21 protein-coding genes and 1 tRNA gene are annotated in these 22282 nt (G+C 63.5%); 12 read left to right on the top strand and 10 right to left on the bottom strand.

Annotation, left to right across the window (positions count from 1 at the left end):
- The first annotated feature begins 94 nt into the window (after positions 1-94).
- Complete coding sequence (locus QFZ91_RS17245) at positions 95-646, top strand: hypoxanthine-guanine phosphoribosyltransferase (RefSeq protein WP_018437636.1); 552 nt, start codon at positions 95-97, stop codon at positions 644-646.
- A 90-nt stretch (positions 647-736) separates the two neighbouring features.
- Here QFZ91_RS17245 and QFZ91_RS17240 read toward each other — a convergent pair whose 3' ends face one another.
- A complete protein-coding gene (locus QFZ91_RS17240) occupies positions 737-1336 on the bottom strand; it encodes a MarC family protein (RefSeq protein WP_013090584.1) in 600 nt (199 codons plus the stop codon).
- 12 nt (positions 1337-1348) lie between these two features.
- Positions 1349-3085 carry a proline--tRNA ligase gene (locus QFZ91_RS17235; protein ID WP_429567896.1) on the bottom strand — a complete coding sequence of 579 codons (1737 nt, stop codon included), beginning with the start codon at positions 3083-3085 and terminating at the stop codon, positions 1349-1351.
- Positions 3086-3385: 300 nt separating this feature from the next.
- Between QFZ91_RS17235 and QFZ91_RS17230 the strand changes: the two genes are divergently transcribed.
- A complete protein-coding gene (locus tag QFZ91_RS17230) occupies positions 3386-4135 on the top strand; it encodes an RNA pyrophosphohydrolase (RefSeq protein WP_429567895.1) in 750 nt (249 codons plus the stop codon).
- A gap of 77 nt (positions 4136-4212) precedes the next feature.
- Positions 4213-4770, top strand: a complete 558-nt coding sequence (locus QFZ91_RS17225) for a CNP1-like family protein (protein ID WP_176105000.1) — start codon at positions 4213-4215, stop codon at positions 4768-4770.
- Between the two features lie 121 nt (positions 4771-4891).
- Here QFZ91_RS17225 and proB read toward each other — a convergent pair whose 3' ends face one another.
- From proB to rplU, 4 genes are all read right to left on the bottom strand, one after another.
- Positions 4892-6010: a glutamate 5-kinase gene (gene proB / locus QFZ91_RS17220; RefSeq protein WP_176121902.1), complete on the bottom strand. Its 1119-nt coding sequence runs from the start codon at positions 6008-6010 to the stop codon at positions 4892-4894.
- A 69-nt stretch (positions 6011-6079) separates the two neighbouring features.
- Positions 6080-7201 (bottom strand): Obg family GTPase CgtA, encoded by a 1122-nt coding sequence (cgtA, locus tag QFZ91_RS17215; RefSeq protein WP_176104998.1) that lies wholly within the window; start codon positions 7199-7201, stop codon positions 6080-6082.
- A 235-nt stretch (positions 7202-7436) separates the two neighbouring features.
- On the bottom strand, positions 7437-7697 hold the full coding sequence (rpmA, locus tag QFZ91_RS17210) for a 50S ribosomal protein L27 (RefSeq protein WP_429567894.1): 261 nt from the start codon (positions 7695-7697) through the stop codon (positions 7437-7439).
- A 25-nt stretch (positions 7698-7722) separates the two neighbouring features.
- Positions 7723-8034: a 50S ribosomal protein L21 gene (gene rplU / locus QFZ91_RS17205; RefSeq protein ID WP_007180329.1), complete on the bottom strand. Its 312-nt coding sequence runs from the start codon at positions 8032-8034 to the stop codon at positions 7723-7725.
- A gap of 285 nt (positions 8035-8319) precedes the next feature.
- On the opposite strand from rplU, the gene QFZ91_RS17200 reads away from it, so the two are divergent.
- From QFZ91_RS17200 to yacG, 9 genes are all read left to right on the top strand, one after another.
- Complete coding sequence (locus QFZ91_RS17200; RefSeq protein WP_429567893.1) at positions 8320-9312, top strand: polyprenyl synthetase family protein; 993 nt, start codon at positions 8320-8322, stop codon at positions 9310-9312.
- 49 nt (positions 9313-9361) lie between these two features.
- Positions 9362-9438, top strand: a tRNA-Pro gene (locus tag QFZ91_RS17195).
- A 244-nt stretch (positions 9439-9682) separates the two neighbouring features.
- Positions 9683-10981, top strand: a complete 1299-nt coding sequence (locus QFZ91_RS17190; protein WP_429567892.1) for an HlyC/CorC family transporter — start codon at positions 9683-9685, stop codon at positions 10979-10981.
- Between the two features lie 147 nt (positions 10982-11128).
- Positions 11129-12385, top strand: coding sequence for a GspE/PulE family protein (locus tag QFZ91_RS17185; RefSeq protein ID WP_429567891.1), 1257 nt, complete (start codon positions 11129-11131; stop codon positions 12383-12385).
- Complete coding sequence (locus QFZ91_RS17180; protein WP_429567890.1) at positions 12382-13620, top strand: type II secretion system F family protein; 1239 nt, start codon at positions 12382-12384, stop codon at positions 13618-13620. Before QFZ91_RS17185 ends, QFZ91_RS17180 begins: the two co-directional genes overlap by 4 nt.
- A gap of 27 nt (positions 13621-13647) precedes the next feature.
- Positions 13648-14589: a prepilin peptidase gene (locus tag QFZ91_RS17175; RefSeq protein WP_176380964.1), complete on the top strand. Its 942-nt coding sequence runs from the start codon at positions 13648-13650 to the stop codon at positions 14587-14589.
- Between the two features lie 3 nt (positions 14590-14592).
- The gene (gene coaE / locus QFZ91_RS17170) at positions 14593-15207 is read left to right on the top strand and encodes a dephospho-CoA kinase (RefSeq protein ID WP_429567889.1); all 615 of its coding nucleotides are present in this window, start codon (positions 14593-14595) and stop codon (positions 15205-15207) included.
- Between the two features lie 258 nt (positions 15208-15465).
- The gene (gene zapD / locus QFZ91_RS17165; RefSeq protein WP_008921182.1) at positions 15466-16221 is read left to right on the top strand and encodes a cell division protein ZapD; all 756 of its coding nucleotides are present in this window, start codon (positions 15466-15468) and stop codon (positions 16219-16221) included.
- A 122-nt stretch (positions 16222-16343) separates the two neighbouring features.
- Positions 16344-16547: a DNA gyrase inhibitor YacG gene (gene yacG / locus QFZ91_RS17160; protein ID WP_013090597.1), complete on the top strand. Its 204-nt coding sequence runs from the start codon at positions 16344-16346 to the stop codon at positions 16545-16547.
- A 90-nt stretch (positions 16548-16637) separates the two neighbouring features.
- On the opposite strand, the gene QFZ91_RS17155 is transcribed toward yacG, so the two are convergent.
- The 4 genes from QFZ91_RS17155 to secA all read right to left on the bottom strand — a co-directional run bounded on the left by QFZ91_RS17155 (position 16638) and on the right by secA (position 22200).
- Positions 16638-17084 carry an NUDIX domain-containing protein gene (locus QFZ91_RS17155; protein ID WP_176380944.1) on the bottom strand — a complete coding sequence of 149 codons (447 nt, stop codon included), beginning with the start codon at positions 17082-17084 and terminating at the stop codon, positions 16638-16640.
- Positions 17081-17950 carry an ATP-binding protein gene (locus QFZ91_RS17150; protein ID WP_176380945.1) on the bottom strand — a complete coding sequence of 290 codons (870 nt, stop codon included), beginning with the start codon at positions 17948-17950 and terminating at the stop codon, positions 17081-17083. Before QFZ91_RS17150 ends, QFZ91_RS17155 begins: the two co-directional genes overlap by 4 nt.
- Before the next feature lie 37 nt (positions 17951-17987).
- Positions 17988-19229, bottom strand: coding sequence for a bifunctional glutamate N-acetyltransferase/amino-acid acetyltransferase ArgJ (gene argJ, locus QFZ91_RS17145; protein ID WP_429567888.1), 1242 nt, complete (start codon positions 19227-19229; stop codon positions 17988-17990).
- A gap of 154 nt (positions 19230-19383) precedes the next feature.
- Positions 19384-22200 carry a preprotein translocase subunit SecA gene (secA, locus tag QFZ91_RS17140; RefSeq protein WP_176121915.1) on the bottom strand — a complete coding sequence of 939 codons (2817 nt, stop codon included), beginning with the start codon at positions 22198-22200 and terminating at the stop codon, positions 19384-19386.
- Between the last annotated feature and the right edge of the window lie 82 nt (positions 22201-22282).

Below are 22282 nucleotides of genomic sequence, written 5' to 3'. Positions count from 1 at the left end.
TTTATTCTGTAGCGCATCGCGTCGTCCCTCGCGGGAACGTCCCTCGGGATGTTGCCACCCACACTATGTATACAGTTATCGGCCGTCAGACGTCATGAACCGCGAAGAAGCCCTGCAGATTTTTCAACATTCCGAAGAGATCGTTTCGGCCTCGGACGTCACTGCGTCAATCGCCCGCATGGCGGCCGCCATCCGCGACGAGATGAGCGAGGACTTCCCGCTCGTGCTGTCGGTGATGGGCGGCGCCGCGGTGTTCACCGGCATGCTGCTGCCGCACCTCGATTTCCCGCTCGAGTTCGACTACATCCATCTGACGCGCTACCGCAATACGACGAAGGGCAGCAACGAGATGCAATGGCGCGTCGCGCCGGCCGAGTCGGTCAAGGATCGCGTGGTGCTCGTGCTCGACGACATCCTCGACGAAGGCGAGACGATGGCCGCGATCCGCGACCGCATTCTCGCAATGGGCGCGAAGCGCTTCCTGTCCGCGGTGCTGTGCGAGAAGATCATTCCGAAGGCGAAGCCGCTGCGCCCCGATTACTGCGGCTTCGAAGTGCCGGACCGGTACGTGTTCGGCTGCGGGATGGATGCGAAGGGCTACTGGCGCAATCTGCCGACCATTCGGGCGTTGACCGAGGGGGCATGAGCGGCGCATCCGCGTACCGGCGAGAAAAAAGCAGCCTGCCCGGCTGCTTTTTTTATGGCTGCGACGGTGGCGGCTCGCGCACCGGCTGCTTTACAGCTTGTGCACGAAAGAGCGGATCCCGCCGAGCATCATCTCGACTGAAATCGCGACGAGCACCAGCCCCATCAGCCGCTCGAACGCCGCCATCACCCGTTCACCGAGCCACGCCTGAATGCGCTCGGCGAGCATCAGCACGATCGCGCAGATGATCATCGTGACGGTCAGCGCGCCGACCCACTCGAACGTCTGGCCCGGCGCCTGCGAGGTCAGCAGCATGACGGTCGCCAACGCCGACGGACCCGCGAGCGCCGGAATCGCGAGCGGCACGATCAGCGGCTCGCCGCCGCGCGCGTCGCCGCCGAATGGACCGTCCGGATGCGGAAACACCATGCGCAGCGCGATCAGAAACAGCACGATGCCGCCGCCGATCCGCAGCGACTGGTCACTCAGGCTCATCATGCGCAGAAAGCTCTGCCCGAGCACCATGAACACCAGCAGGATCGCAAACGCGATCGCGACCTCGCGCAGGATCACCACCGTGCGGCGCTCCGGCGACACCCCGCGCAGACAGCTAATGAAGATCGGGATGTTGCCGAGCGGATCGGTGATCAGGATCAGCAGCACCGTCGCGGACAGGAAGGTGTACTCCACTGCCCGCCCCGCTTAGATCGCGAGCGCCGCGCGCACTTTGTCGATCACGGTCTGCGCGGCATCCGCGACCGGCAGCAGCGTCGCTTCGGCGTCGCGACGGCCCTGATACTCGATCTTGCCGTCCTTCAGTCCGCGGTCGCCGATCACCAGCCGATGCGGCACGCCGATCAGTTCCCAGTCGGCGAACATCACGCCCGGACGCTCGCCGCGATCGTCGAGGATCACGTCGATGCCGGCCCCGACGAGTTCCGCGTACAGCTTATCGGCCTGCTCGCGTACCGCGTCGCTGCGGTCGTAGCCCATCGGACACAGCACGACTTCGAACGGCGCGATCGACTCCGGCCAGATGATGCCCTTGTCGTCGAAATTCTGTTCGATCGCGGCGCCGAGGATACGCGTGACGCCGATGCCGTAGCAGCCCATTTCCATCGGCCGCGGCTTGCCGGTTTCGTCGAGACAGGTCGCGTTCATCGCTTCGGAGTACTTCGTGCCGAGCTGGAACACGTGGCCCACTTCGATGCCGCGGCAGATGTCGAGCACGCCCTTGCCGTCCGGCGACGGATCGCCCTTCTTCACGTTGCGGATGTCGGCGACGACCGGCTCCGGCAGGTCGCGGCCCCAGTTCACGCCGGTGGTGTGATAGTCGACCTCGTTCGAGCCGACCACGAAGTCGCTCATGTTCGCGACCGTGCTGTCGGCGATCACCTTGACCGGCTTCTTCGTGTTGATCGGACCGAGATAACCCGGCGGCGTGCCGAACGTCTCGATGATCTCGGCTTCGGTGGCCATGCGGAAGTCGGCGAGGCCGGGCAGCTTGCCGACCTTGATCTCGTTCAGGTCGTGGTCGCCGCGCAGCATCAGCAGCCAGATGGTCGGCTCGGCGCCTTCGTTTTCGGTGGCGAGAATGACCGACTTGATCGTGCGCTCGAGCGGAATGTTCAGCAGTTCGGCGACCGCCTCGCACTTCGCCTTGCCGGGCGTCGCGGTCTTTTTCATTTCCTCGGCCGGCGCGGCGCGTTGCGCGATCAGCGGCAGCGCGTCGGCGGCCTCGACGTTCGCGGCGAAATCGGAACTCGGGCAATAGGCGATCGCGTCTTCGCCGGTATCGGCGATCACGTGGAACTCATGCGAGCCGCTGCCGCCGATCGAGCCGTTGTCCGCCGCGACCGCGCGGAACTCGAGGCCGAGGCGCGTGAAGATGCGCACGTACGCGTCATACATCTTGCGATACGACTCGCGCAGACCTTCCGCGTCCTTGTCGAACGAGTACGCGTCTTTCATGATGAATTCGCGGCCGCGCATCACGCCGAAACGCGGACGGATTTCATCGCGGAACTTCGTCTGGATCTGATAGAAGTTGACCGGCAGCTGGCGATAGCTCTTGATCTGGTTGCGCGCGATGTCGGTCACGACTTCCTCGTGCGTCGGGCCCATCACGAAATCGGCCTGCTTGCGGTCCTTGAAGCGCAACAGCTCGGGACCATACTTCTCCCAGCGGCCCGATTCCTGCCACAGTTCGGCCGGCTGCACGGCCGGCATCAACAGCTCGATGGCGCCTGCCCGGTTCATTTCCTCGCGCACGATCGCTTCCACCTTGCGGATCGAACGCAGGCCGACCGGCAGGTAGTTGTAGATACCGCCCGCGACGCGGCGGATCATGCCCGCGCGCACCATGAGCTTGTGGCTGATGATTTCGGCGTCGGCTGGCGCTTCTTTGAGGGTGCCGATAAAGAAACGGGAAGCTTTCATTCAAGGTGTCCAAAAGCGGCGGCTTCCGGTGGGACCGCCAGAAAAGGGGAAAACATGGGGAAAATCGACACAGATCAGCGGCGAAGCCAGCGGGGTTCGCCCGACTGGCGGCACCCTGCCCCCGTGCTGCGCCGAAACCGCCGCGCAAAGCCTCTCGCAAGGGATCGGGCACGGAAAACCGACAGGCTACCGCAAACACGGGCTGTTGCGGCGAATCGCGGCAATCTCATGCGATTCGGTGCGTAGGGTCCGTTATCTGTTTATAATCAAAGCAATTTTAAAGGATTCGAAGGTGGTTGTATGCTGGATCGTGAAGGCTTTCGCCCGAACGTCGGCATCATCCTCTTGAACGCGCACAACGAGGTGTTTTGGGGCAAACGGCTCCGTGAACATTCCTGGCAGTTTCCGCAAGGGGGCATCAAATATGGCGAGACCCCCGTGCAAGCGATGTATCGGGAGTTACACGAAGAGACCGGACTGCTTCCTGAGCACGTCAAGGTGATCGGTCGCACGCGCGACTGGTTGCGTTATGAGGTGCCTGACAAGTTCATCAAGCGCGAAGTACGCGGTCATTACCGCGGCCAGAAACAAATCTGGTTTTTGCTCCGGATGGTAGGACGCGACTGCGACATCTGTCTGCGCGCCACCGACCACCCTGAGTTCGATGCGTGGCGTTGGAACGAGTATTGGGTACCGCTCGACTGTGTGATCGAGTTCAAGCGGGATGTGTATCAGTTGGCGCTGACGGAGTTGTCCCGTTTCATGCGCCGGCCTGCGCCGCGTGCGGAAAGACCTGGCGGGCATCATGGGTCGCGTTATCCCCGGATAGCGTCGTCGATGCAAAGCCCGCCGGATTCCGCGGTAAGCACGGTGGTCACCACCGTCACTACCGTAAGTTCGGTCAGTGTCGAAACTTCGACGCGCGTGCTGGTCGTGCCGGATTGCGGCCCCGGCTCACCGGATGCAAACATTGCACCGGAGCATGAGCAGGAAACGGCCGAAGCCGACGAGGTCGGCGCCCCGTCAGTCCGACGAGGGGTGCGCGATTAACCATTCCAAGGCGGCGGCTCACGCCGCCTCTCTCTGGCGCGGCCTTCGGGTCGCGTCCGTCTTTCGAGGGAATCAGATTGAAAGCATTTGCACTCGCCGTGGCATGCGTCGCCACCGGCGCCCTGCTGGCAGGCTGTTCGAGCGCCGGCAAACCGACCAATAAAGACGACAGCGAGTTCGTCTATCTGCTGGATCGTAAGAGCAACTGGGTTGAAAACAAGGTCGACACGTTGCCGCCCTTGCCCACCGACACGAACCTGCTGCCGTTCGAGGTCTCCGGCAATACGCCGCTGCAATTCGCGATCGACCCGAAATCGGTCAGCGTCGGCGACGACGGTGTCGTGCGTTACACGGTGGTCGTCACGAGCCCGGGCGGCGCGCGCAACGTCAATTACGAGGGCATCCGCTGCGATACGTATGAATGGCGTCAGTACGCGGGCCTCAACGCCGATCACGACGGCTGGGACACGACGGTCGCGAACCAGTTTTCGCGCATCGAAAACGGTGCGCTGAACGCGTACCAGGCCGCGCTGTATCAGGACTATATGTGCGCGAACAAGATTCCGACCGGCAACGCGCAGCGCATTGTCGAGAACATTCGTTACAAGCGCACGCAGACGTCGCAGATTCATTGAGGCCGTTTGTGCGGCACACCTGATTCAGGCGTCGTTGCCTACACATGACCACAAAAAGCCGTTCCAGCCTGCGCTGGAACGGCTTTTTTGTCGGCGCTTTGTGCGCTCGCATCCTGAAAGATCAAATCAGCACGAGATTGTCGCGGTGAATCAGCTCGGGCTCCAGCATATAGCCCAGCACCGACTCGATTTCGCCGCTCGGACGCCGCTGGATCAGCTTGGTTTCCGCGCTGCTGTAGTTCGTCAAACCACGTGCGACTTCACGGCCCGACGCGCTCAGACACGCGATCACCTCGCCGCGCGCGAAAGCGCCCTGCACGCCGACGATGCCGATCGGCAGCAGGCTCTTGCCGCCGGCGGTCAATTTTTCGACCGCGCCGTCATCGATCACGACGTGGCCGCGCACCTGCAGGTGATCGGCCATCCATTGCTTGCGCGCCGCCATGCGCGCGGTGCGGGCGATCAGCTGCGTGCCGATCGCCTCGCCGGCCGCTAGTCTCAGCAGCACGTCCGCTTCGCGCCCACTCGCGATCACCGTATTGGCGCCGCTATGGGCGGCGCGCTTCGCGGCAAGGATTTTGGTCAGCATGCCGCCGCGGCCGAGGCTCGAGCCGGCGCCGCCCGCCATCGCCTCCAGATCGGGCGCGCCGGCGTCGGCTTGCTGGACGAGCGTCGCGTTCGGGTTCTTGCGCGGATCGGCGGTGAAGAGGCCTTGCTGGTCCGTCAGAATGATCAGCGCGTCGCCCTCGATCAGATTGGCGACCAGCGCGCCGAGCGTGTCGTTGTCGCCGAACTTGATTTCGTCGGTGACCACCGTGTCGTTCTCGTTGATGATCGGTACGACACCGAGCCGCAGCAGCGTGAGCAGCGTGGAGCGCGCATTCAGATAGCGCTCGCGGTCGGCGAGGTCGGCGTGAGTGAGCAGGATCTGCGCAGTCTGGATGGAATGCTCGGCAAAGCGGCTTTCGTACACTTGCGCGAGGCCCATCTGGCCGACCGCCGCGGCCGCCTGCAATTCATCGATTTCACGCGGCCGCTTGGTCCAGCCGAGCCGCTGCATGCCCTCGGCGATCGCGCCCGAACTGACCAGCACGACTTCCTTGCCCTGCGCGCGCAGTGCGGCAATTTGCGCGGCCCAGCGGCCGATGGCCGCATGATCGAGGCCGCGTCCGTCGTTCGTGACGAGGCTCGAACCGACTTTGACGACCAATCGCCGTGAATCTGCGATGACGGAACGCATTGTGCGCTGTCTCCAAAGATGACGCGTGATGCATGCCGACACCCGCCGCAGGCGCCGGCGCTCGAGTTGTTATTCCTGCGGATCGGTGCCGGCTTCGCGGGTCGCGGCCGGTACTTGCGTCCCCTCTCGGAAACGCACGTCGGAGGCGAGGTCTTCGGCTTCGGCCGCGCGTTGCGCGTCCGAGTGCTCGGCGAGGTAGTCGAACACCGCATAGCAAAGATTTTCACAGCCTTGGCCGGTCAGCGCCGAGATCTCGAACACCGGACCGTCCCAGCCGAAACCTTCGAGAAAAGCTGCCACGCGCGCTTCGCGATCGTCCTCAGGCACCATGTCCAGCTTGTTCAGCACGAGCCAGCGCGGCTTCTGGTAGAGCTCTTCGTCGTACTTGCGCAGTTCGTTGACGATCGCCTTCGCTTCCGCGACCGGATCGATCGATTCATCGAACGGTGCGATGTCGACGATATGCAGCAGCAGCCCGGTACGTTGCAGGTGACGCAAGAATTGATGGCCGAGGCCGGCGCCTTCCGCCGCGCCTTCGATCAGCCCCGGAATGTCCGCAATCACAAAGCTGCGGCTCGGCCCGACGCGCACGACGCCGAGGTTCGGCGCGAGTGTGGTGAACGGGTAATCGGCAATTTTTGGCTTCGCGTTAGACACCGACGAGATGAACGTCGACTTGCCTGCATTGGGCATGCCGAGCAGACCGACGTCGGCCAACACTTTCAGTTCGAGGCGGACCATGCGGCGCTCGCCCGGCTTGCCGTCCGTCTTTTGACGCGGCGCGCGGTTCGTGCTGGACTTGAAATGGAGGTTGCCGAGACCGCCGGCGCCGCCTTGCGCGATTTGCACGCTCTGGTTGTGCTCGGTCAGATCGGCGATCAGCTCGCCGGTTTCCATGTCCGTGATGGTAGTGCCAACCGGCATGCGCAGCGTGATGTCGTCGCCGCCCTTGCCATAGCAATCTGAACCACGGCCGTTTTCGCCGTTGCGCGCCAGATGTTTTTTCGCGTAGCGGTAGTCGATCAGCGTGTTGATGTTGCGGTCAGCAACTGCGATCACGCTGCCGCCCCGGCCGCCGTCACCGCCATCGGGACCGCCGAACGGAACGAACTTCTCGCGGCGCATCGACGCGCTGCCATCCCCTCCGTCGCCGGCGATGACTTCAATCCTCGCTTCGTCAATGAACTTCATGCGTTACTCCGTCCCGTGGTGTACTGCCCGATTCGATGCAGGGGCGTTACTGATTGGATACTTCCTATTTTGCCGCGCGCGCCGCGCGTTGATCAATCGACCGAACGGCATAGTCGCCGGTGATGAACTGCCGGCTGCGCGGCTTCGGCGCCACACGAAAGAGGCGCCGCAATAAAAAAGGCCCCGCGAACTTCGCGGGGCCTTTTCCGGTCCTGAAGCCCGTACCTGATTAAACTCAGGCTACCGGGACGACGGAAACGGTGTGCTTCTTCGCCGCGCCCTTCGTCGAGAACTGGACGTGGCCGTCCTTCAGCGCGAACAGGGTGTGATCCTTGCCCATGCCGACGTTCTCGCCAGCGTGCATGCGCGTACCGCGCTGACGCACGATGATGCCACCAGCGTTGATAGCCTGGCCGCCGTAAACCTTAACGCCGAGGCGCTTCGATTCGGAGTCGCGGCCGTTCCGGGACGATCCGCCTGCCTTTTTGTGTGCCATTTGATTTGCTCCTTAACCGGTGCGCTTACGCGTTGATCGCGTCGATGCGCAGTTCGGTATAGTTCTGGCGGTGGCCGCCATGCTTCTGGTAGTGCTTCCGGCGACGCATCTTGAAGATCGTCACTTTGGCGTGACGCCCTTGCGACACGACGGTAGCCTTGACGGAAGCCCCACTGACCAGCGGCGTACCGAACTTAATCGATTCGCCTTCGCCCACTGCGAGAACCTGGTCGAGCGTGATTTCAGCGTCAATGTCTGCCGGTATCTGTTCTACTTTAAGTTTTTCGCCGACGGCAACTTTGTACTGCTTGCCACCGGTTTTTATGACCGCGTACATTGAAAACCTCACTCTGTATTCATTTTTCCCACGCACCGCGCGCGGAAACTCTCAATTATACATAGAGTTAGCTGCTCGGTCAAAACCTGCTTACCAAACCGCCTACCGTTCGGGCTCGCCCTCCCTCGCAGGCGCTCGCAGAGACTAAACCAGCGACGCGCGGCGGCCCGCAGACGCCCTTGGCGAGCGGCCCTCGCGCCATGCGGAAAGCATCCGCACCGCAGCCGACGACCCGGAAGCGCACCGATCGCCTTATAATTCGCGGCACTACCCAATTCAGCCATCATGTCGTCGACTGCCACCACCTCCCCCAACGTCGCCAGCCTGCTTGCTCCGATCGCCGAAGACATGCAGCAGGTCAATCGCGTCATCCGGCAACGTCTCGCGTCGGACGTGATGCTGATCAACCAGATTTCCGAGTACATCATCAGCGCCGGCGGCAAGCGGCTGCGGCCCGCGTTGCTGTTGCTGGTGGCGGGCGCGCTGGGCGACACGACGGGACACCGGCACGAGCTTGCCGCGGTCGTCGAATTCATTCACACGGCCACGCTGCTGCATGACGACGTGGTCGACGAGTCCGACCTGCGGCGCGGCCGCCAGACCGCCAACGCGCTGTTCGGCAACGCCGCGAGCGTGCTGGTCGGTGATTTCCTGTATTCGCGCTCGTTCCAGATGATGGTCGGCGCGGGCAAGATGCGCGTGATGGAAATTCTGTCGGAGGCGACCAACATCATCTCCGAAGGCGAAGTGCTGCAGTTGTTGAACATGCACGATGCCGACGTCGACGAAGCCCGCTACATGCAGGTGATCCGCTACAAAACCGCAAAGTTGTTCGAGGCGGCCGCCCAACTCGGCGCAGTGCTCGCCGGAGCGGACGCGAAAACCGAAGCCGCCGCCGCCGAATATGGCCGCCGCATCGGCACCGCGTTCCAGATCATGGACGACTGGCTCGACTACACCGGCACGGCCGAGTCGATGGGCAAGAACGCTGGCGACGATCTGCGCGAAGGCAAACCCACGCTGCCGCTCATCTATCTGATCGAACGCGGCACGCCCGAGCAATCGGCGCTCGCGCGCGAAGCCATCGAGCAAGGTGGCACCGACCGTTTCGATACGATTTTCGACGCGATCACGCGATCGGGCGCGCTCGACCACACGCTCGAGTGCGCGAAACAGGAAGCGCAAGCAGCCGCGGCAGCAATTTCTTCGTTTCCCCCTTCCATTTTCAAAGAGAGCCTGCTAGAATTATGTTCTTACTCGACGGCAAGACAGTCTTGAACGAGACTGAAACGCCGAATTAGTCCGAATCGAGTCAGCAGTACCAAATCGGGGTGTAGCTTAGCCTGGTAGAGCGCTACGTTCGGGACGTAGAGGCCGGAGGTTCGAATCCTCTCACCCCGACCAGATTCCCCCTTGTTAGCTCAAGGTTCAAAAACCGCCGCAGCAATGCTCGGCGGTTTTTTGTTTTGCGCGGTACTTTTTTGCTGCTGTCGTGCCGCCTTTCGCTGCTTTCTTTTCCTCCGGCTAGACACGCACAGCGCGCACGTCGCGACGTTGTCGTTCGAGCGGCGTCAGCCGCCGTTCACGGCGGAGAGCGTGGCCCCCTCTGCTATATTCTCTCCATCCTTTCCCTTATTTTTCACGACGCGTGGAACAACTTCCCTTATGGGCGCAGATCGGCGCCGTCCTTCTGCTGCTTGTCTGCTCCGCCTTCTTTTCCATTTCCGAGACAGCGATGATGGCGCTGAACCGTCATCGGCTCAAACATCTCGCCAGCAAAAACACCCTCGGCGCGAAAACTACCCAGGGACTGCTTGCGAAAACCGATCAGTTGCTGAGCGTGATCCTGATCGGCAACAACCTGTTCAACACGATCATTCCGGTACTGACTACATCGCTCGCGTTGCATACGTTCGGCCGCAATAGCCTCGTGCTGTCGATCGCGACCGGTATCGTCGCCTTCCTAATCATCGTGTTCGCAGAAATCACGCCGAAGATCGTCGGCGCAACCTTTCCCGAGAAAATCGCGCTGCCCGCAAGCCTGCTAATCGCGCCATTGATGCGCATCGGGAAACCGGTGATCTGGTTCGTCAACCTGTTCGCCACCGGCATCCTGCGCGTGCTGCACATTAATACGAAGGGCGCGCGCGATCAGCGACTGTCCACCGAAGAACTGCGCACCATCGTGCTCGAGTCGGGCAGCTTCATGCCGACCAAACACCGCAGCATCCTGCTGAATCTGTTCGACCTCGAAAACATCTCGGTCGATGACGTGATGATCCCGCGTCGCCGCATCGAAGCGCTCGACTTCGATGCACCGTTCGAACAGATCCTGCATCAACTGGAGACTTGCTATCACAACAAGCTGATCGTCTACCAGGGCGACATCGACCGAGTGCTCGGTGTGCTGCACGTGCGCAAGACCCTGTCAGCGCTGCACAACCAGGAGCTCGAACGCGATACCTTGCGCGAGCTGCTCGCAGAGCCGTACTTCGTGCCAAGCGGCACGCCGGTGTTCCCGCAGTTGCAATACTTCCAGGAGAGCCGGCACCGCATCGCGCTCGTCGTCAACGAATACGGCGAACTGCAAGGTCTCGTCACGCCGGAAGACATCATCGAGGAGCTGATCGGCGAATTCACCACGTCGATTCCGCGTGGCGCCAGTTCGCGCGGCGGCTGGAACGAAGCGGGCGAATGCATCGTCGCGGGCAGCATGCCGTTGCGCGAGCTGAACCGCTGGCTGCAACTCGCGCTGCCCACCGATGGCCCCAAAACGCTCAACGGCCTGATTCTCGAAATTCTCGAAGACATTCCCGACGGCGACGTCTGCGTGCGCATCGGCGACACCAAGCTCGAAGTGATGCGCAGCGACGATCAGGCAATCCGCACCGTCAAGCTGTTCAAACCGCCGTCGCGCACCAAGGCCGGAAAAGCAAGGTCAGGCTGAAACCCGCACAGTCGCTCGCTAATTCATGGTCAGCATTGCACAGGCTCGCGACGCGCGCCATTAGCCGAATGGCCGAATGGCATTCGGACGCCCTCATCCGGAAGATGAAGCCGTCATGTTCTACAGGCGGTTCATCACCGGTCTCTCATGCAAACACCCTTTGCCACCGCTGCGGCATTGCCGCGCCCACTCGCTGCCGACGGCGAATCCAGCGCAACCAATCTGAACGATCCGGACAACGCCCCGGCCGTGCGTCTGTTGACCGACACGTTGCACGAAGCGACGCGGCGCAATGCGTCCGATATCCACATCGAGCCGGCCGAGCACGGCTGGCGTGTGCGGCTGCGCATCGACGGCGTACTGCATGAAATCCCGCGGCCGCCCGCGCATCTACGCGATGCCTTCGTCACGCGGGTTAAGGTGCTCGCGCGCATGGACATCGCCGAGCGACGCGTGCCGCAAGACGGCCGGCTACGCCTCGCGACGTCGCCCGGGCGACTCGAGGATTACCGCGTCAATTCACTGCCGACGCTGTTCGGCGAAAAGCTCGTGCTACGACGGCTCGACGCGCTGCCCGCTGATCTTTCGCTCGATTCGCTCGGCCTCGATCCGCGGCAGCGCGAAGCCCTGGACGCCGCGATCCACGCGCCGCACGGTCTGATGCTCGTCACCGGACCAACGGGCAGTGGCAAGACGCTGTCGCTGTACTGCTTCCTGAATCTGCTGAACGGCGAGGCACGCAACCTCTGCTCAGTGGAAGATCCGGCCGAGATCCAGCTGGCCGGTATCAACCAGGTCAGCGTGCGCGAAAAAGCCGGGCTAACGTTCGCGGTCGCACTGCGCGCGTTCCTGCGTCAGGACCCGGACGTGATCATGGTCGGCGAAATCCGCGACAACGAAACCGCCGACGTCGCCGTGAAGGCCGCGCAAACCGGCCACCTCGTGCTGTCCACGCTGCATACGAACGACGCGCCCGCGGCCATCGCGCGGCTCATCGATATCGGTGTCGAGCCGTACAACCTTGCAGCCGCGCTGCGGATGGTGACCGCGCAGCGGCTGGTGCGGCGACTATGCGTCGCGTGCCGCGCACCCGCGCCGCATTCGGCGACGGCGCTCCACGCCGCTGGCTTCGGCGAACAAGAGCTCGACGGCTGGCAACCGTATGCGGCGACCGGCTGTGCGGCTTGCCATGGCATCGGCTATCGGGGGCGCGTCGGCATCCATCAGGTGATGCCCGTTTCCGACGCGATGCGCGAGCTGATCGTCGCAAGCGCGGGTGCGCACGAGCTGGCCCGCCTCGCGCAGACCGAACAGGTCGCGACATTACGCGACGCGGCGCTAGCGCGCGTACGCGACGGCACCACCAGTCTCGCCGAAGCGCTCGCCGCCACGGAGGTCGCATGAGTACCGCCGCGCAGTCACCGACACGGCCCGTCTCAGCCGACCTGCGCTTCAGATGGCGCGGCGTCGACGCGGACGGCAAGCGCCATAGCGGCACGCTGATCGCGCCCGACGCGAGCGCTGCGCGCACGCTGCTCAAACGCGACAGCCTCTTTATCGTCGAACTCGCAACGCAAGGCCCGGCGCCACGCCCGAAGACCAGCGCAGCCGATGTCACGCTGTTCACGCGGCAACTTTCCAGTCTCCTGCGTGCCGGCTTGCCGCTCGCGCCCGCGCTCGAACTGCTCGCACAGACGCCGACGTCGGGGCAGCGGCAAGGCATGCCGCGCATCGTCGGCACGGTCGCGCGCGACATCACCGCCGGCCTGCGGTTTTCGGCGGCCTTGCAGCGGCACCCGGCGCAGTTCAATGCGCTGTATTGCCAACTCGTCGAGGTGGGCGAAGCGGCGGGCGCGCTCGTCACCGTGCTCGCCCGCCTCGCCGACGATCGCGAACGCGCCGCCGCGCAGCGTGCAAAGGTGCGCGCGGCTCTCACCTATCCAGTCGCGATTCTGCTGCTCGCGATCGCGATAACCGCCGCGTTGCTGGTGTGGGTCGTGCCGACGTTCAAGCAGATCTTCGATGGCTTCGGCGCCAGGCTGCCCGCGCCGACGCAGTTCGTGCTGGCGCTCTCGGCGGCTGCCGCGCGCTGGAGTGTGCCGCTGTTCGTGCTGATGCTCGCAATGAGCTCGGCCATCACATTCGTGCTGCGTCGATCGATAAGCGCGCGCATCCGCTTCGCTCGCCTGTCGCTCAACCTGCCAGTGGCCGGCCCGCTGCTGCGCACGCTGTGCGCAGCGCGGTGGAGTCGCGCGCTCGGCACCCTGCTGTCCGCCGGCACACCGCTCGCCGACGCGTTCGATTCGCTCACGCAGGCAACCGGCAATGCCTTCTTCGATCGCGCGACCGCGAGCATCGCCATCAGACTGCGGCGCGGCGAAAGGCTCGCCGCGGCGATGCGCGCGGCCCGCTGCTTTCCTGCCGAGGTCGTGCAGCCCGTTGCGGTCGCCGAGGAATCCGGCGCGCTCGACGGCATGCTGCTCGATGTCGCGTCGCTTGCGGATCGCCAGGTCGACGACAGGATCGGCACGCTATCGAGCCTGTGCGAACCGCTCGTGATCGTCGTGCTCGGCACGCTGGTCGGCGGCCTCGTCATCGCGATGTATCTTCCCATTATTCAACTCGGCAACGTGGTGTAGCATCGCAGCCGAATCCAATTCATGACCATACAGGCTCCTCCACCGCTCGTGCCACAAACTTCCTCCAGCCTGCTCGCGGGCTTACTGCCAGGTCGCTTTGCAGGCGATATCGGCCTCGCGCTCGCGAGTCTGCCCGCCGGGGTGCAGATCGCGTTCGCGATCGTGCTCGGCCTCGTGATTGGCAGCTTCCTTAACGTGGTCGTGCATCGGCTGCCGATCATGCTCGAGCGTGCGTGGCGCGCCGAAATCAGCGAAGCCACCGACGCGCCGCAGCCCGGCGACGGACTGCCCGAGCGCTACAACCTGTGGGTGCCGCGTAGCGCGTGCCCGCATTGCGGCCACGTGCTGAGCGCGTGGGAAAACTTGCCGGTGCTGAGCTACCTGCTGTTACGCGGCCGCTGTTCCGCATGCGGCACGCACATCAGCGCACGCTATCCGCTGCTCGAAATCGCTAGTGCAGCTTTCGCCGCGGGCGCACTGATGGCCTTCGGCCCGACGCCGATGGCACTCGCGGCGTTCGGCCTGTGCGCGACGTTGCTTGCGATGAGCGCGATCGATATCGACACGCATCTGTTGCCCGATTCCTTGACCTTGCCGCTGTTGTGGGCCGGCCTGATCGTCAATTTCAACGGCATGTTCACGAACCTGCATGATGCGGTGCTCGGGGCTATCTTCGGATATCTGGTGTTATGGGCCGTGCATTGGGCGTTCAGGGTCGTGCGCGGTATCGAAGGCATGGGCTATGGCGACTTCAAACTCCTCGCAGCGCTCGGCGCGTGGCTCGGCTGGCCAGCGCTACCGCAAATCGTGCTGGTCGCCGCGGTGGCCGGTGCCGTGATCGGCCTCGCGGCAACGTGGCGCGGCCGTATGCGCTTCGAGGAGCCGCTGCCATTCGGGCCATTTCTTGCGGCGGGCGGTGCGCTCACGCTATTTGCCGGCACGCCGCTTTACCTTGCTTTGGGAGGCTGAAGCATGTTCGTTGTGGGACTCACCGGCGGCATCGGTAGCGGCAAGTCGACGGTTGCCAATCTGTTCGCCGCGCGCGGCGTGCCGCTCGTCGATACCGACGTGATCGCGCATCGCATCACCGCGCCGCATGGCCTGGCGATGCCGCACATCGCCGCCGAATTCGGCGCGGAGTTCGTCGCCGCCGACGGCTCGCTCGATCGCGCGCGCATGCGCACGCTCGTGTTCAGCGACGACACCGCGCGCAAACGTCTCGAAGGCATCACGCATCCGCTGATTCGCGCGGAAACCGAGCGCGAAGAGCGCGAAGCGAAAGGACCGTATGTGATCGTCGTGGTGCCGTTGCTGGTCGAGTCCGGGACCTGGAAGAACCGTGTGAATCGCGTGCTCACCGTCGATTGCAGCATCGACACGCAAGTCGCGCGGGTGATGAGCCGCAACGGCTTCAGCCGTGAGCAGGTGCTCGCGATCATCGCGCGCCAGGCCACGCGCGAAGCGCGCCTCGCCGCCGCCGACGACGTGATCGTCAATGACAACGCGCGGCCCCTGGAGCTCGAAGCGCAGGTGGACGCTCACCATCAAGCGTATCTGTCGCTCGCGAAGGGTGAGGCCGAGTCGTAGCGCGCGGAGGCCTCAGGTCGGCCTCGCTGCAAGCATCAAGCGCACGATGCCCTGTAAAGGCAGATACGCATCTTCGGCACGCGTCGTCACCCACACAGTTGAACTTTGCGCGCATGCGAGAGCCGAAGCGCTCATAACACCGGGAACTGACAAAAAAGTTGCGAAAGCACGCGGAAAGCGTGCGTGATTGCCTGGGTAGTCCCACGGCATTAGAATGTTTTGCATTCCTGTCACCGACCACGCCCGAGGCGAGCCCGCTTGATCCTTTACGAGTACCCCTTCAATGAGCGAATCCGGACGCTGTTGCGACTCGAAGATCTGTTCGAGCGCTTCACGTTCTTTCTGACTCAGGAAGACGCGCGGGAACATCACGTCGCACTGACAACGCTGTTCGAAATCTCCGAAGTAGCTGGCCGCGCGGATCTGAAGTCGGATCTGATGAAAGAGCTCGAACGCCAGCGGCAAACCCTCGCGCCGTTTCGCGGCAATCCGGGCATCGAGCAGAACGCGCTTGAAGCGGTGCTCGGCGAAATCGAGCAGACCCTAGCGGGGCTCACGCAGATGCAAGGCAAAACCGGCCAGCATCTTGCAGACAACGAATGGCTTGCAAGCATTCGCAGCCGCGCGATCATCCCCGGTGGCACCTGCAAATTCGACCTGCCCTCGTATTACGCGTGGCAACAGTTGCATCCCGATCAGCGTCGCCAGGACATCGCCAAATGGGTCACGCCGCTTTTGCCGCTGCGCGACGCGGCCACGATCGTGCTGCGGCTCGCGCGCGAGTCGGGCCAGGCGTCGAAGGTGATGGCGATGCAAGGCAGCTATCAGCAAATGCTGTCGGGCCGCTCGTATCAATTGATGCAGGTTCGTGTCGCGCCCGAATTGCGCGTGATTCCCGAAGCGAGCGCCAACAAGTACATGCTGTGGGTGCGCTTCACAGTGCAGGACGGCGATCTGCGGCCGCGCGCGGTCGACGTCGACGTGCCGTTCCAGCTCACGCTCTGCAGCCTGTAACCGCCTGACAATCGCCGCGCACCGAGCAGCGCACACCGGATTTGACCGAACGCGCCTTTGAAGCGGCGCGAAATAGCCCTATATTCGTTACTTGTTCCGTTTGCGATTGACCGTCCGACCGTATGCCTACCGTCGTCAAATGTCCTACTTGCGGTAAAGATGTCCGCTGGACCCCCGAGAGCCGCTTCCGTCCTTTCTGCTCCGAGCGCTGCAAGCAGATCGATCTCGGCGCATGGGCAGCCGAAAAATACCGGATTGGCGGCAACGAACAGGAAGGGTCTTCGTCCGAAGAGGAAACGCCGCGCGGCGACTACAACCCGCACTGAGCGAGCCAGTAAAAAAGCCACGCGAACCGCGACGCTGCCGAGACAGCGCCCGCTATCGCGTGGCTTTTTCAGTCGCTCTGTTTCAACCAATCACCTGTTCTCGGCCGCGAGCCACTCCAGCACCGGGATCGTGGCCGGCAGCAATGGCGAGACGTCCGCAGGCAAGCTCTGCCACACGAAGGCCTGGCCTTCACGCCCGTGCGGCTCGCCCGACCACTGCGTCACCTTGCAGAAGAACAGGCGCACATAGGCGTGCGGATAATCGTGTTCGAGCGTATGCCACAAATGGCTCGCCTCGACCTCGATTCCCAACTCCTCGTGCAGCTCGCGCGCAAGCGCGGCCTCGATCGATTCGCCCGCTTCCAGCTTGCCCCCCGGAAACTCCCAGTAGCCCTCGTACGGCTTGCCCGCCGGACGCTGCGCGAGCAGATAGCGGCCATCCGGCTGCACCAGCACGCCGACCGCGACTTCGGTGACGGGGCGGCCGGCGCCGTTGGTGCCGGCACTATTGCCCGCGTTTTTGCTAGCGTCACTCATGCCGGCGTCTTACGGCCGGACCAGTCGCGCGCAAACTGCCACGCGACCCGCCCCGAGCGCGAACCGCGTTCGAGCGCCCAGACGAGCGCATCGCCGCGCGCCGATTCGATCTCGGCGTCGTCGCAACCGAAATGACGCAGCCAGTGCGCGATGATCGTCAGATAGTCGTCCTGCTTGAACGGATAGAAGCTGACCCACAGTCCGAAACGCTCCGACAGCGAAATCTTCTCTTCGACCAGTTCACCCGGATGAATCTCGCCGTCCGACGTGTGCTTGTAAGTCTCGTTGTCGCTCATGTACTCGGGCAGCAGATGGCGGCGGTTCGACGTCGCGTAGATCACTACGTTGTCGGACTGCGCGGCGACCGAGCCGTCGAGCGCGACCTTCAGCGCCTTGTAGCCCGACTCGCCTTCTTCGAACGACAGGTCGTCGCAGAACACGATGAAGCGCTCCGGGCGCTTCGCGATCAGATCGACGATGTCGCCGAGGTCGTGCAGATCGTCCTTGTCCACTTCGATCAGACGCAGGCCGTCTTTCGCGTACGCGTTCAGACACGCCTTGATCAGCGACGACTTGCCGGTGCCCCGCGCGCCCGTCAGCAGCACGTTGTTGGCCGGCTGGCTGCGCACGAACTGGCGCGTGTTCTGTTCGATCAGCCCTTTCTGGCGATCGATGTTCTGCAGGTCGTCGAGCGTAATCGACGAAATGGCGGGCACCGGCTGCAGGTAGCCGCGCCCCTGGCGCTTGCGCCAGCGAAAAGCGACCGCGGCCGACCAGTCGATGTCCGGCGCGGCGGGCGGAAGCATCGCTTCCAGGCGGCCGAGCACGGCTTCGGCCCGGGTCAGAAACTGTTCGAGTTTGTCCATGGTAAGTGGGCGGCCAGCGGCCGCGCTTTGAACCTGATTACGAGCGGTAGTCGGCGTTGATGCTCACGTAGTCGTGCGACAGATCGCAGGTCCAGATCGTGGCTTGCGCATTGCCGCGGCCGAGCACGACGCGAATGCCGATCTCGCTCTTTTTCATCACGCGCTGGCCGTCTTCTTCGCGGTAGGCCGGGTTGCGGCCGCCGGCAGTCGCGACCAGCACGTCGTCTAGATACAGATCGATCTTGCCGACGTCGAGATCGTCCACGCCGGCATAGCCGATGGCCGCAAGAATGCGGCCGAGGTTCGGGTCAGATGCATAGAAGGCCGTCTTGACGAGCGGCGAGTGGCCGATTGCGTAGGCGATCTGGCGGCATTCGCCGACGCTCGAGCCGCCTTCGACATGCACGGTCATGAACTTGGTCGCGCCTTCACCATCACGCACGATCAGTTGCGCTAGGCTCTGCGCGACCTCGGTCACCGCGTCGCGCAGCGCTGCATAAGCGGGCGAATCGGTGGACGTGATCGCGGGCAGGCTCGATTTGCCCGACGCGATCAGCATGAACGAATCGTTGGTCGACGTATCGCCATCGATCGTGATGCAGTTGAACGAGCGGTCCGCGACGTGCTTCACGAGCTCGTCGAGCACGGGCTGCGCGACGGCCGCGTCGAACGCGAGGAAGCCGAGCATGGTCGCCATATTCGGCTTGATCATGCCGGCGCCCTTGCTGATGCCGGTCAGTGTGACCGTGTGGCCGTCGATCGTGACTTGGCGCGAGCTCGCCTTCGGCAGCGTGTCGGTCGTCATGATCGACTGTGCCGCGTCGTACCAGTTCGCTTCCTTGCGGTTAGCGAGCGCGGCCGGCAAACCGGCCTTCAGACGATCGACCGGCAGCGGTTCGAGAATCACGCCCGTCGAGAACGGCAGCACCTGCTCGGGCGCGATGTCGGCGAGACGCGCGAGTTCCGCGCAGGTTTCGCGCGTCGCCGCGAGGCCCTGCTCACCGGTGCCCGCGTTCGCGTTGCCGGTGTTGATCACCAGCGCGCGAATCGGCTTGCCGCCCGCGCGCACGCGCTGCAGGTTCTCGCGGCAGACCGTGACGGGCGCCGCGCAGAAGCGGTTCTGCGTGAACACGCCGCCTACCGTCGCGCCTTCGTCGACGGAAATGACGAGCACGTCCTTGCGGTTCGGCTTGCGGATATGCGCTTCCGCCCAGCCTAGCGTGACGCCGGCGACGGGGTGGAGTTGAGCGGGATCGATCGAGGGAAAGTTGACAGCCATGGTCGCGACCTGTCGAAGAAAATGCCGGCGGACGCCGGCATCGGGGAAACGGAACTGATGACCCGGGGGTGTTGCCGGGTCACCCGCGAAATCAAAACGGCCAAGCGGCACTCAAAAACGACGCGGCGCGCCCTGAAGCGCGCCGCGTCGGCAATTATGCGATCTTGCCGTGGCACTGCTTGTACTTCTTGCCGCTACCGCACGGGCACGGGTCGTTGCGGCCGACCTTCGGCACGTTGTCGGTATGCATATGCACGGCCGCCTGCGGCGCTGCGCCGTGGCCGTGGCTCATCGCGTCGCCGATCATCGCGGCGGTGGCCGCTTCGGCTGCAACCGGCGCGGCGGCGCCGGCTTCTGCGAACTCGGCATGACGGAACTCGACGTTCTCCAGATGACCCCCCTGCTCTTCCATCTGTTCCGCGGCCGCTTCGAGCTGCTCCGGCGACTGGATCTGCACGTTCATCACGATGCGCGTAACTTCGAGCTTCACCGCGTCGAGCATCGCGGCGAACAGTTCGAACGCCTCGCGCTTGTATTCCTGCTTCGGGTTCTTCTGCGCATAGCCGCGCAGATGGATGCCCTGACGCAGATGGTCGAGCGCGGCCAGATGTTCGCGCCACGCGCGGTCGAGCGTCTGCAGCATGATCGAGCGCTCGAACGCGCTGAACGATTCGCGGCCGACCAGCTGGACCTTCGCCTCGTACCCCTCGTCCGCGGCGGCTTCAACCGCTTCGAGAATCTCGTCCGGGCTGATCGAGTTCGACTCGTTGATCATTTCCTGGATCGCGAGGTCGAGCTGCCATTCGTTGCGCAGCACTTCCTCGAGTTCGGGCACGTCCCACTGCTCTTCGATGCTGCCCACCGGCACGAACTGATGCACGATGTCAGAAATCACGCCATGACGCATCGCGGTGATGGTCTCAGTGATGTCGTTCGCTTCGAGCAATTCGTTGCGCTGCTGGTAGATCACCTTGCGCTGGTCGTTCGACACGTCGTCGTATTCGAGCAATTGCTTACGAATATCGAAGTTGCGCGCCTCGACCTTGCGTTGCGCCGATTCGATCGAACGCGAGACGATGCCTGCTTCGATCGCCTCGCCTTCCGGCATTTTCAGACGGTCCATGATCGCGCGCACGCGGTCGCCCGCGAAAATGCGCAGAAGCGGATCTTCCAGCGACAGATAGAAACGCGACGAACCCGGGTCACCCTGACGGCCCGCACGGCCGCGCAACTGGTTGTCGATCCGGCGCGACTCATGACGCTCGGTGCCGATGATGTGCAGACCGCCCGCGGCCTTCACCTGATCGTGCAGCGTCTGCCATTCGTCGTGAAGCTTCTGGATGCGGCGTTGCTTTTCGTCGTCGGAGAGCGTTTCGTCCTGTTCGATGAACGACGCCTGCTTCTCCGCGTTGCCGCCGAGCACGATGTCCGTGCCACGGCCGGCCATGTTGGTTGCGATCGTGATGCGTTGCGGACGGCCCGCTTCGGCGACGATTGCCGCTTCGCGCGCGTGCTGCTTCGCGTTCAGCACTTCGTGCGGCAAGCCGGCCTGCTTCAGCAGATGCGACAGCAGCTCCGAGTTCTCGATCGACGTCGTGCCGACCAGCACCGGCTGCCCGCGTTCGTAGCACTCGCGGATGTCGCGGATCACCGCGTCGTAGCGTTCCTTCGCGGTCTTGTAGATCTGATCCTGCTTGTCGATCCGCTTGGGCGGACGGTTGGTCGGGATCACGACCGTTTCGAGACCGTAGATCTCGTTGAATTCGTACGCTTCTGTGTCGGCCGTGCCGGTCATGCCGGCCAGCTTCGCGTACATGCGGAAGTAGTTCTGGAACGTGATCGATGCGAGTGTCTGGTTCTCGCTCTGGATCTTCACATGCTCCTTCGCCTCGACCGCCTGGTGCAGACCGTCCGACCAGCGGCGGCCCGCCATCAGACGGCCGGTGAATTCGTCGACGATGATCACTTCGCCGTTCTGCACGACGTAGTGCTGATCCTTGAAGAACAGCGTGTGCGCGCGCAGCGCCGCGTATACGTGGTGCATCAGCGTGATGTTCTGCGGCGCGTACAGGCTTTCGCCCTCGCCGATCAGGCCCCACTCGGAGAGCAGGCGCTCGGCCTTTTCGTGTCCCGACTCGGTCAGGAACACCTGACGGCCTTTTTCGTCCAGCGTGTAGTCGCCCGGCTTCTCGACGCCGGTGCCGTCCGCCTTCTCTTCGCCGATCTGGCGCTCGAGCAGCGGCGGCAGCGCGTTCATGCGCACGTAGAGTTCGGTGTGATCTTCGGCCTGGCCGGAGATGATCAGCGGCGTACGCGCTTCGTCGATCAGGATCGAGTCCACCTCGTCGACGACCGCGAAGTTCAGGCTACGCTGCACGCGCGCGTCGGTCTCGTAGACCATGTTGTCGCGCAGATAGTCGAAGCCGAATTCGTTGTTGGTGCCGTAGGTGATGTCGGCGGCGTAGGCTTGCTGCTTCGCCGTGTGCTCCATCTGCGACAGGTTGATACCGACCGACAGACCGAGGAAGTTATAGAGACGCGCCATCCATTCGGCGTCGCGCTGCGCGAGGTAGTCGTTGACCGTGACCACGTGGACGCCGCGGCCCGACAGCGCGTTCAGGTAGACCGGCAGCGTCGCGACGAGCGTCTTGCCTTCGCCGGTGCGCATTTCGCTGATCTTGCCGTAGTGCAGCGCCATACCGCCGATCAGCTGCACGTCGAAGTGGCGCATCTTCAGCACCCGCTTGCTGGCCTCGCGGCAGACCGCGAACGCCTCCGGCAGGATCTTGTCGAGCGATTCGCCGCTCGCGACGCGCTGGCGGAATTCACCCGTTTTGGCGCGCAGTTGGTCATCCGTCAATTGCTCGATCTGCGGCTCGAGCGCATTGATCGCCGCGACGGTCTTTTGATATTGCTTGACAAGCCGCTGATTACGGCTGCCAAAAATCTTCTGTAGAAAACCGGTGGTCATCGGATCGGTGTCTGCGTCGCGGCTTCGGCTGGGTCGCGGTGTGCGCTACGTGCATACCGCGCCTGGGTCGGAAAGTCCTCGG

Origin of the sequence: Paraburkholderia sp. JPY419 (genome assembly GCF_050435705.1) — a bacterium.
Lineage (GTDB): Bacteria > Pseudomonadota > Gammaproteobacteria > Burkholderiales > Burkholderiaceae > Paraburkholderia > Paraburkholderia youngii.
This window is presented reverse-complemented; position numbering and strand designations above follow the sequence as displayed.

Bases quoted from the DNA above. Each gene is read 5' to 3' on its own strand.
- QFZ91_RS17180 (WP_429567890.1), top strand. From the start codon at position 12,382: ATGAGTACCGCCGCGCAGTCACCGACACGGCCCGTCTCAGCCGACCTG.
- coaE (WP_429567889.1), top strand. From the start codon at position 14,593: ATGTTCGTTGTGGGACTCACCGGCGGCATCGGTAGCGGCAAGTCGACG.
- QFZ91_RS17230 (WP_429567895.1), top strand. From the start codon at position 3,386: ATGCTGGATCGTGAAGGCTTTCGCCCGAACGTCGGCATCATCCTCTTG.
- QFZ91_RS17185 (WP_429567891.1), top strand. From the start codon at position 11,129: ATGCAAACACCCTTTGCCACCGCTGCGGCATTGCCGCGCCCACTCGCT.
- QFZ91_RS17235 (WP_429567896.1), bottom strand. From the start codon at position 3,085: ATGAAAGCTTCCCGTTTCTTTATCGGCACCCTCAAAGAAGCGCCAGCC.
- QFZ91_RS17150 (WP_176380945.1), bottom strand. From the start codon at position 17,950: ATGGACAAACTCGAACAGTTTCTGACCCGGGCCGAAGCCGTGCTCGGC.
- secA (WP_176121915.1), bottom strand. From the start codon at position 22,200: ATGACCACCGGTTTTCTACAGAAGATTTTTGGCAGCCGTAATCAGCGG.
- cgtA (WP_176104998.1), bottom strand. From the start codon at position 7,201: ATGAAGTTCATTGACGAAGCGAGGATTGAAGTCATCGCCGGCGACGGA.
- rplU (WP_007180329.1), bottom strand. From the start codon at position 8,034: ATGTACGCGGTCATAAAAACCGGTGGCAAGCAGTACAAAGTTGCCGTC.
- yacG (WP_013090597.1), top strand. From the start codon at position 16,344: ATGCCTACCGTCGTCAAATGTCCTACTTGCGGTAAAGATGTCCGCTGG.
- QFZ91_RS17200 (WP_429567893.1), top strand. From the start codon at position 8,320: ATGTCGTCGACTGCCACCACCTCCCCCAACGTCGCCAGCCTGCTTGCT.
- QFZ91_RS17155 (WP_176380944.1), bottom strand. From the start codon at position 17,084: ATGAGTGACGCTAGCAAAAACGCGGGCAATAGTGCCGGCACCAACGGC.
- rpmA (WP_429567894.1), bottom strand. From the start codon at position 7,697: ATGGCACACAAAAAGGCAGGCGGATCGTCCCGGAACGGCCGCGACTCC.
- argJ (WP_429567888.1), bottom strand. From the start codon at position 19,229: ATGGCTGTCAACTTTCCCTCGATCGATCCCGCTCAACTCCACCCCGTC.
- proB (WP_176121902.1), bottom strand. From the start codon at position 6,010: ATGCGTTCCGTCATCGCAGATTCACGGCGATTGGTCGTCAAAGTCGGT.
- QFZ91_RS17245 (WP_018437636.1), top strand. From the start codon at position 95: ATGAACCGCGAAGAAGCCCTGCAGATTTTTCAACATTCCGAAGAGATC.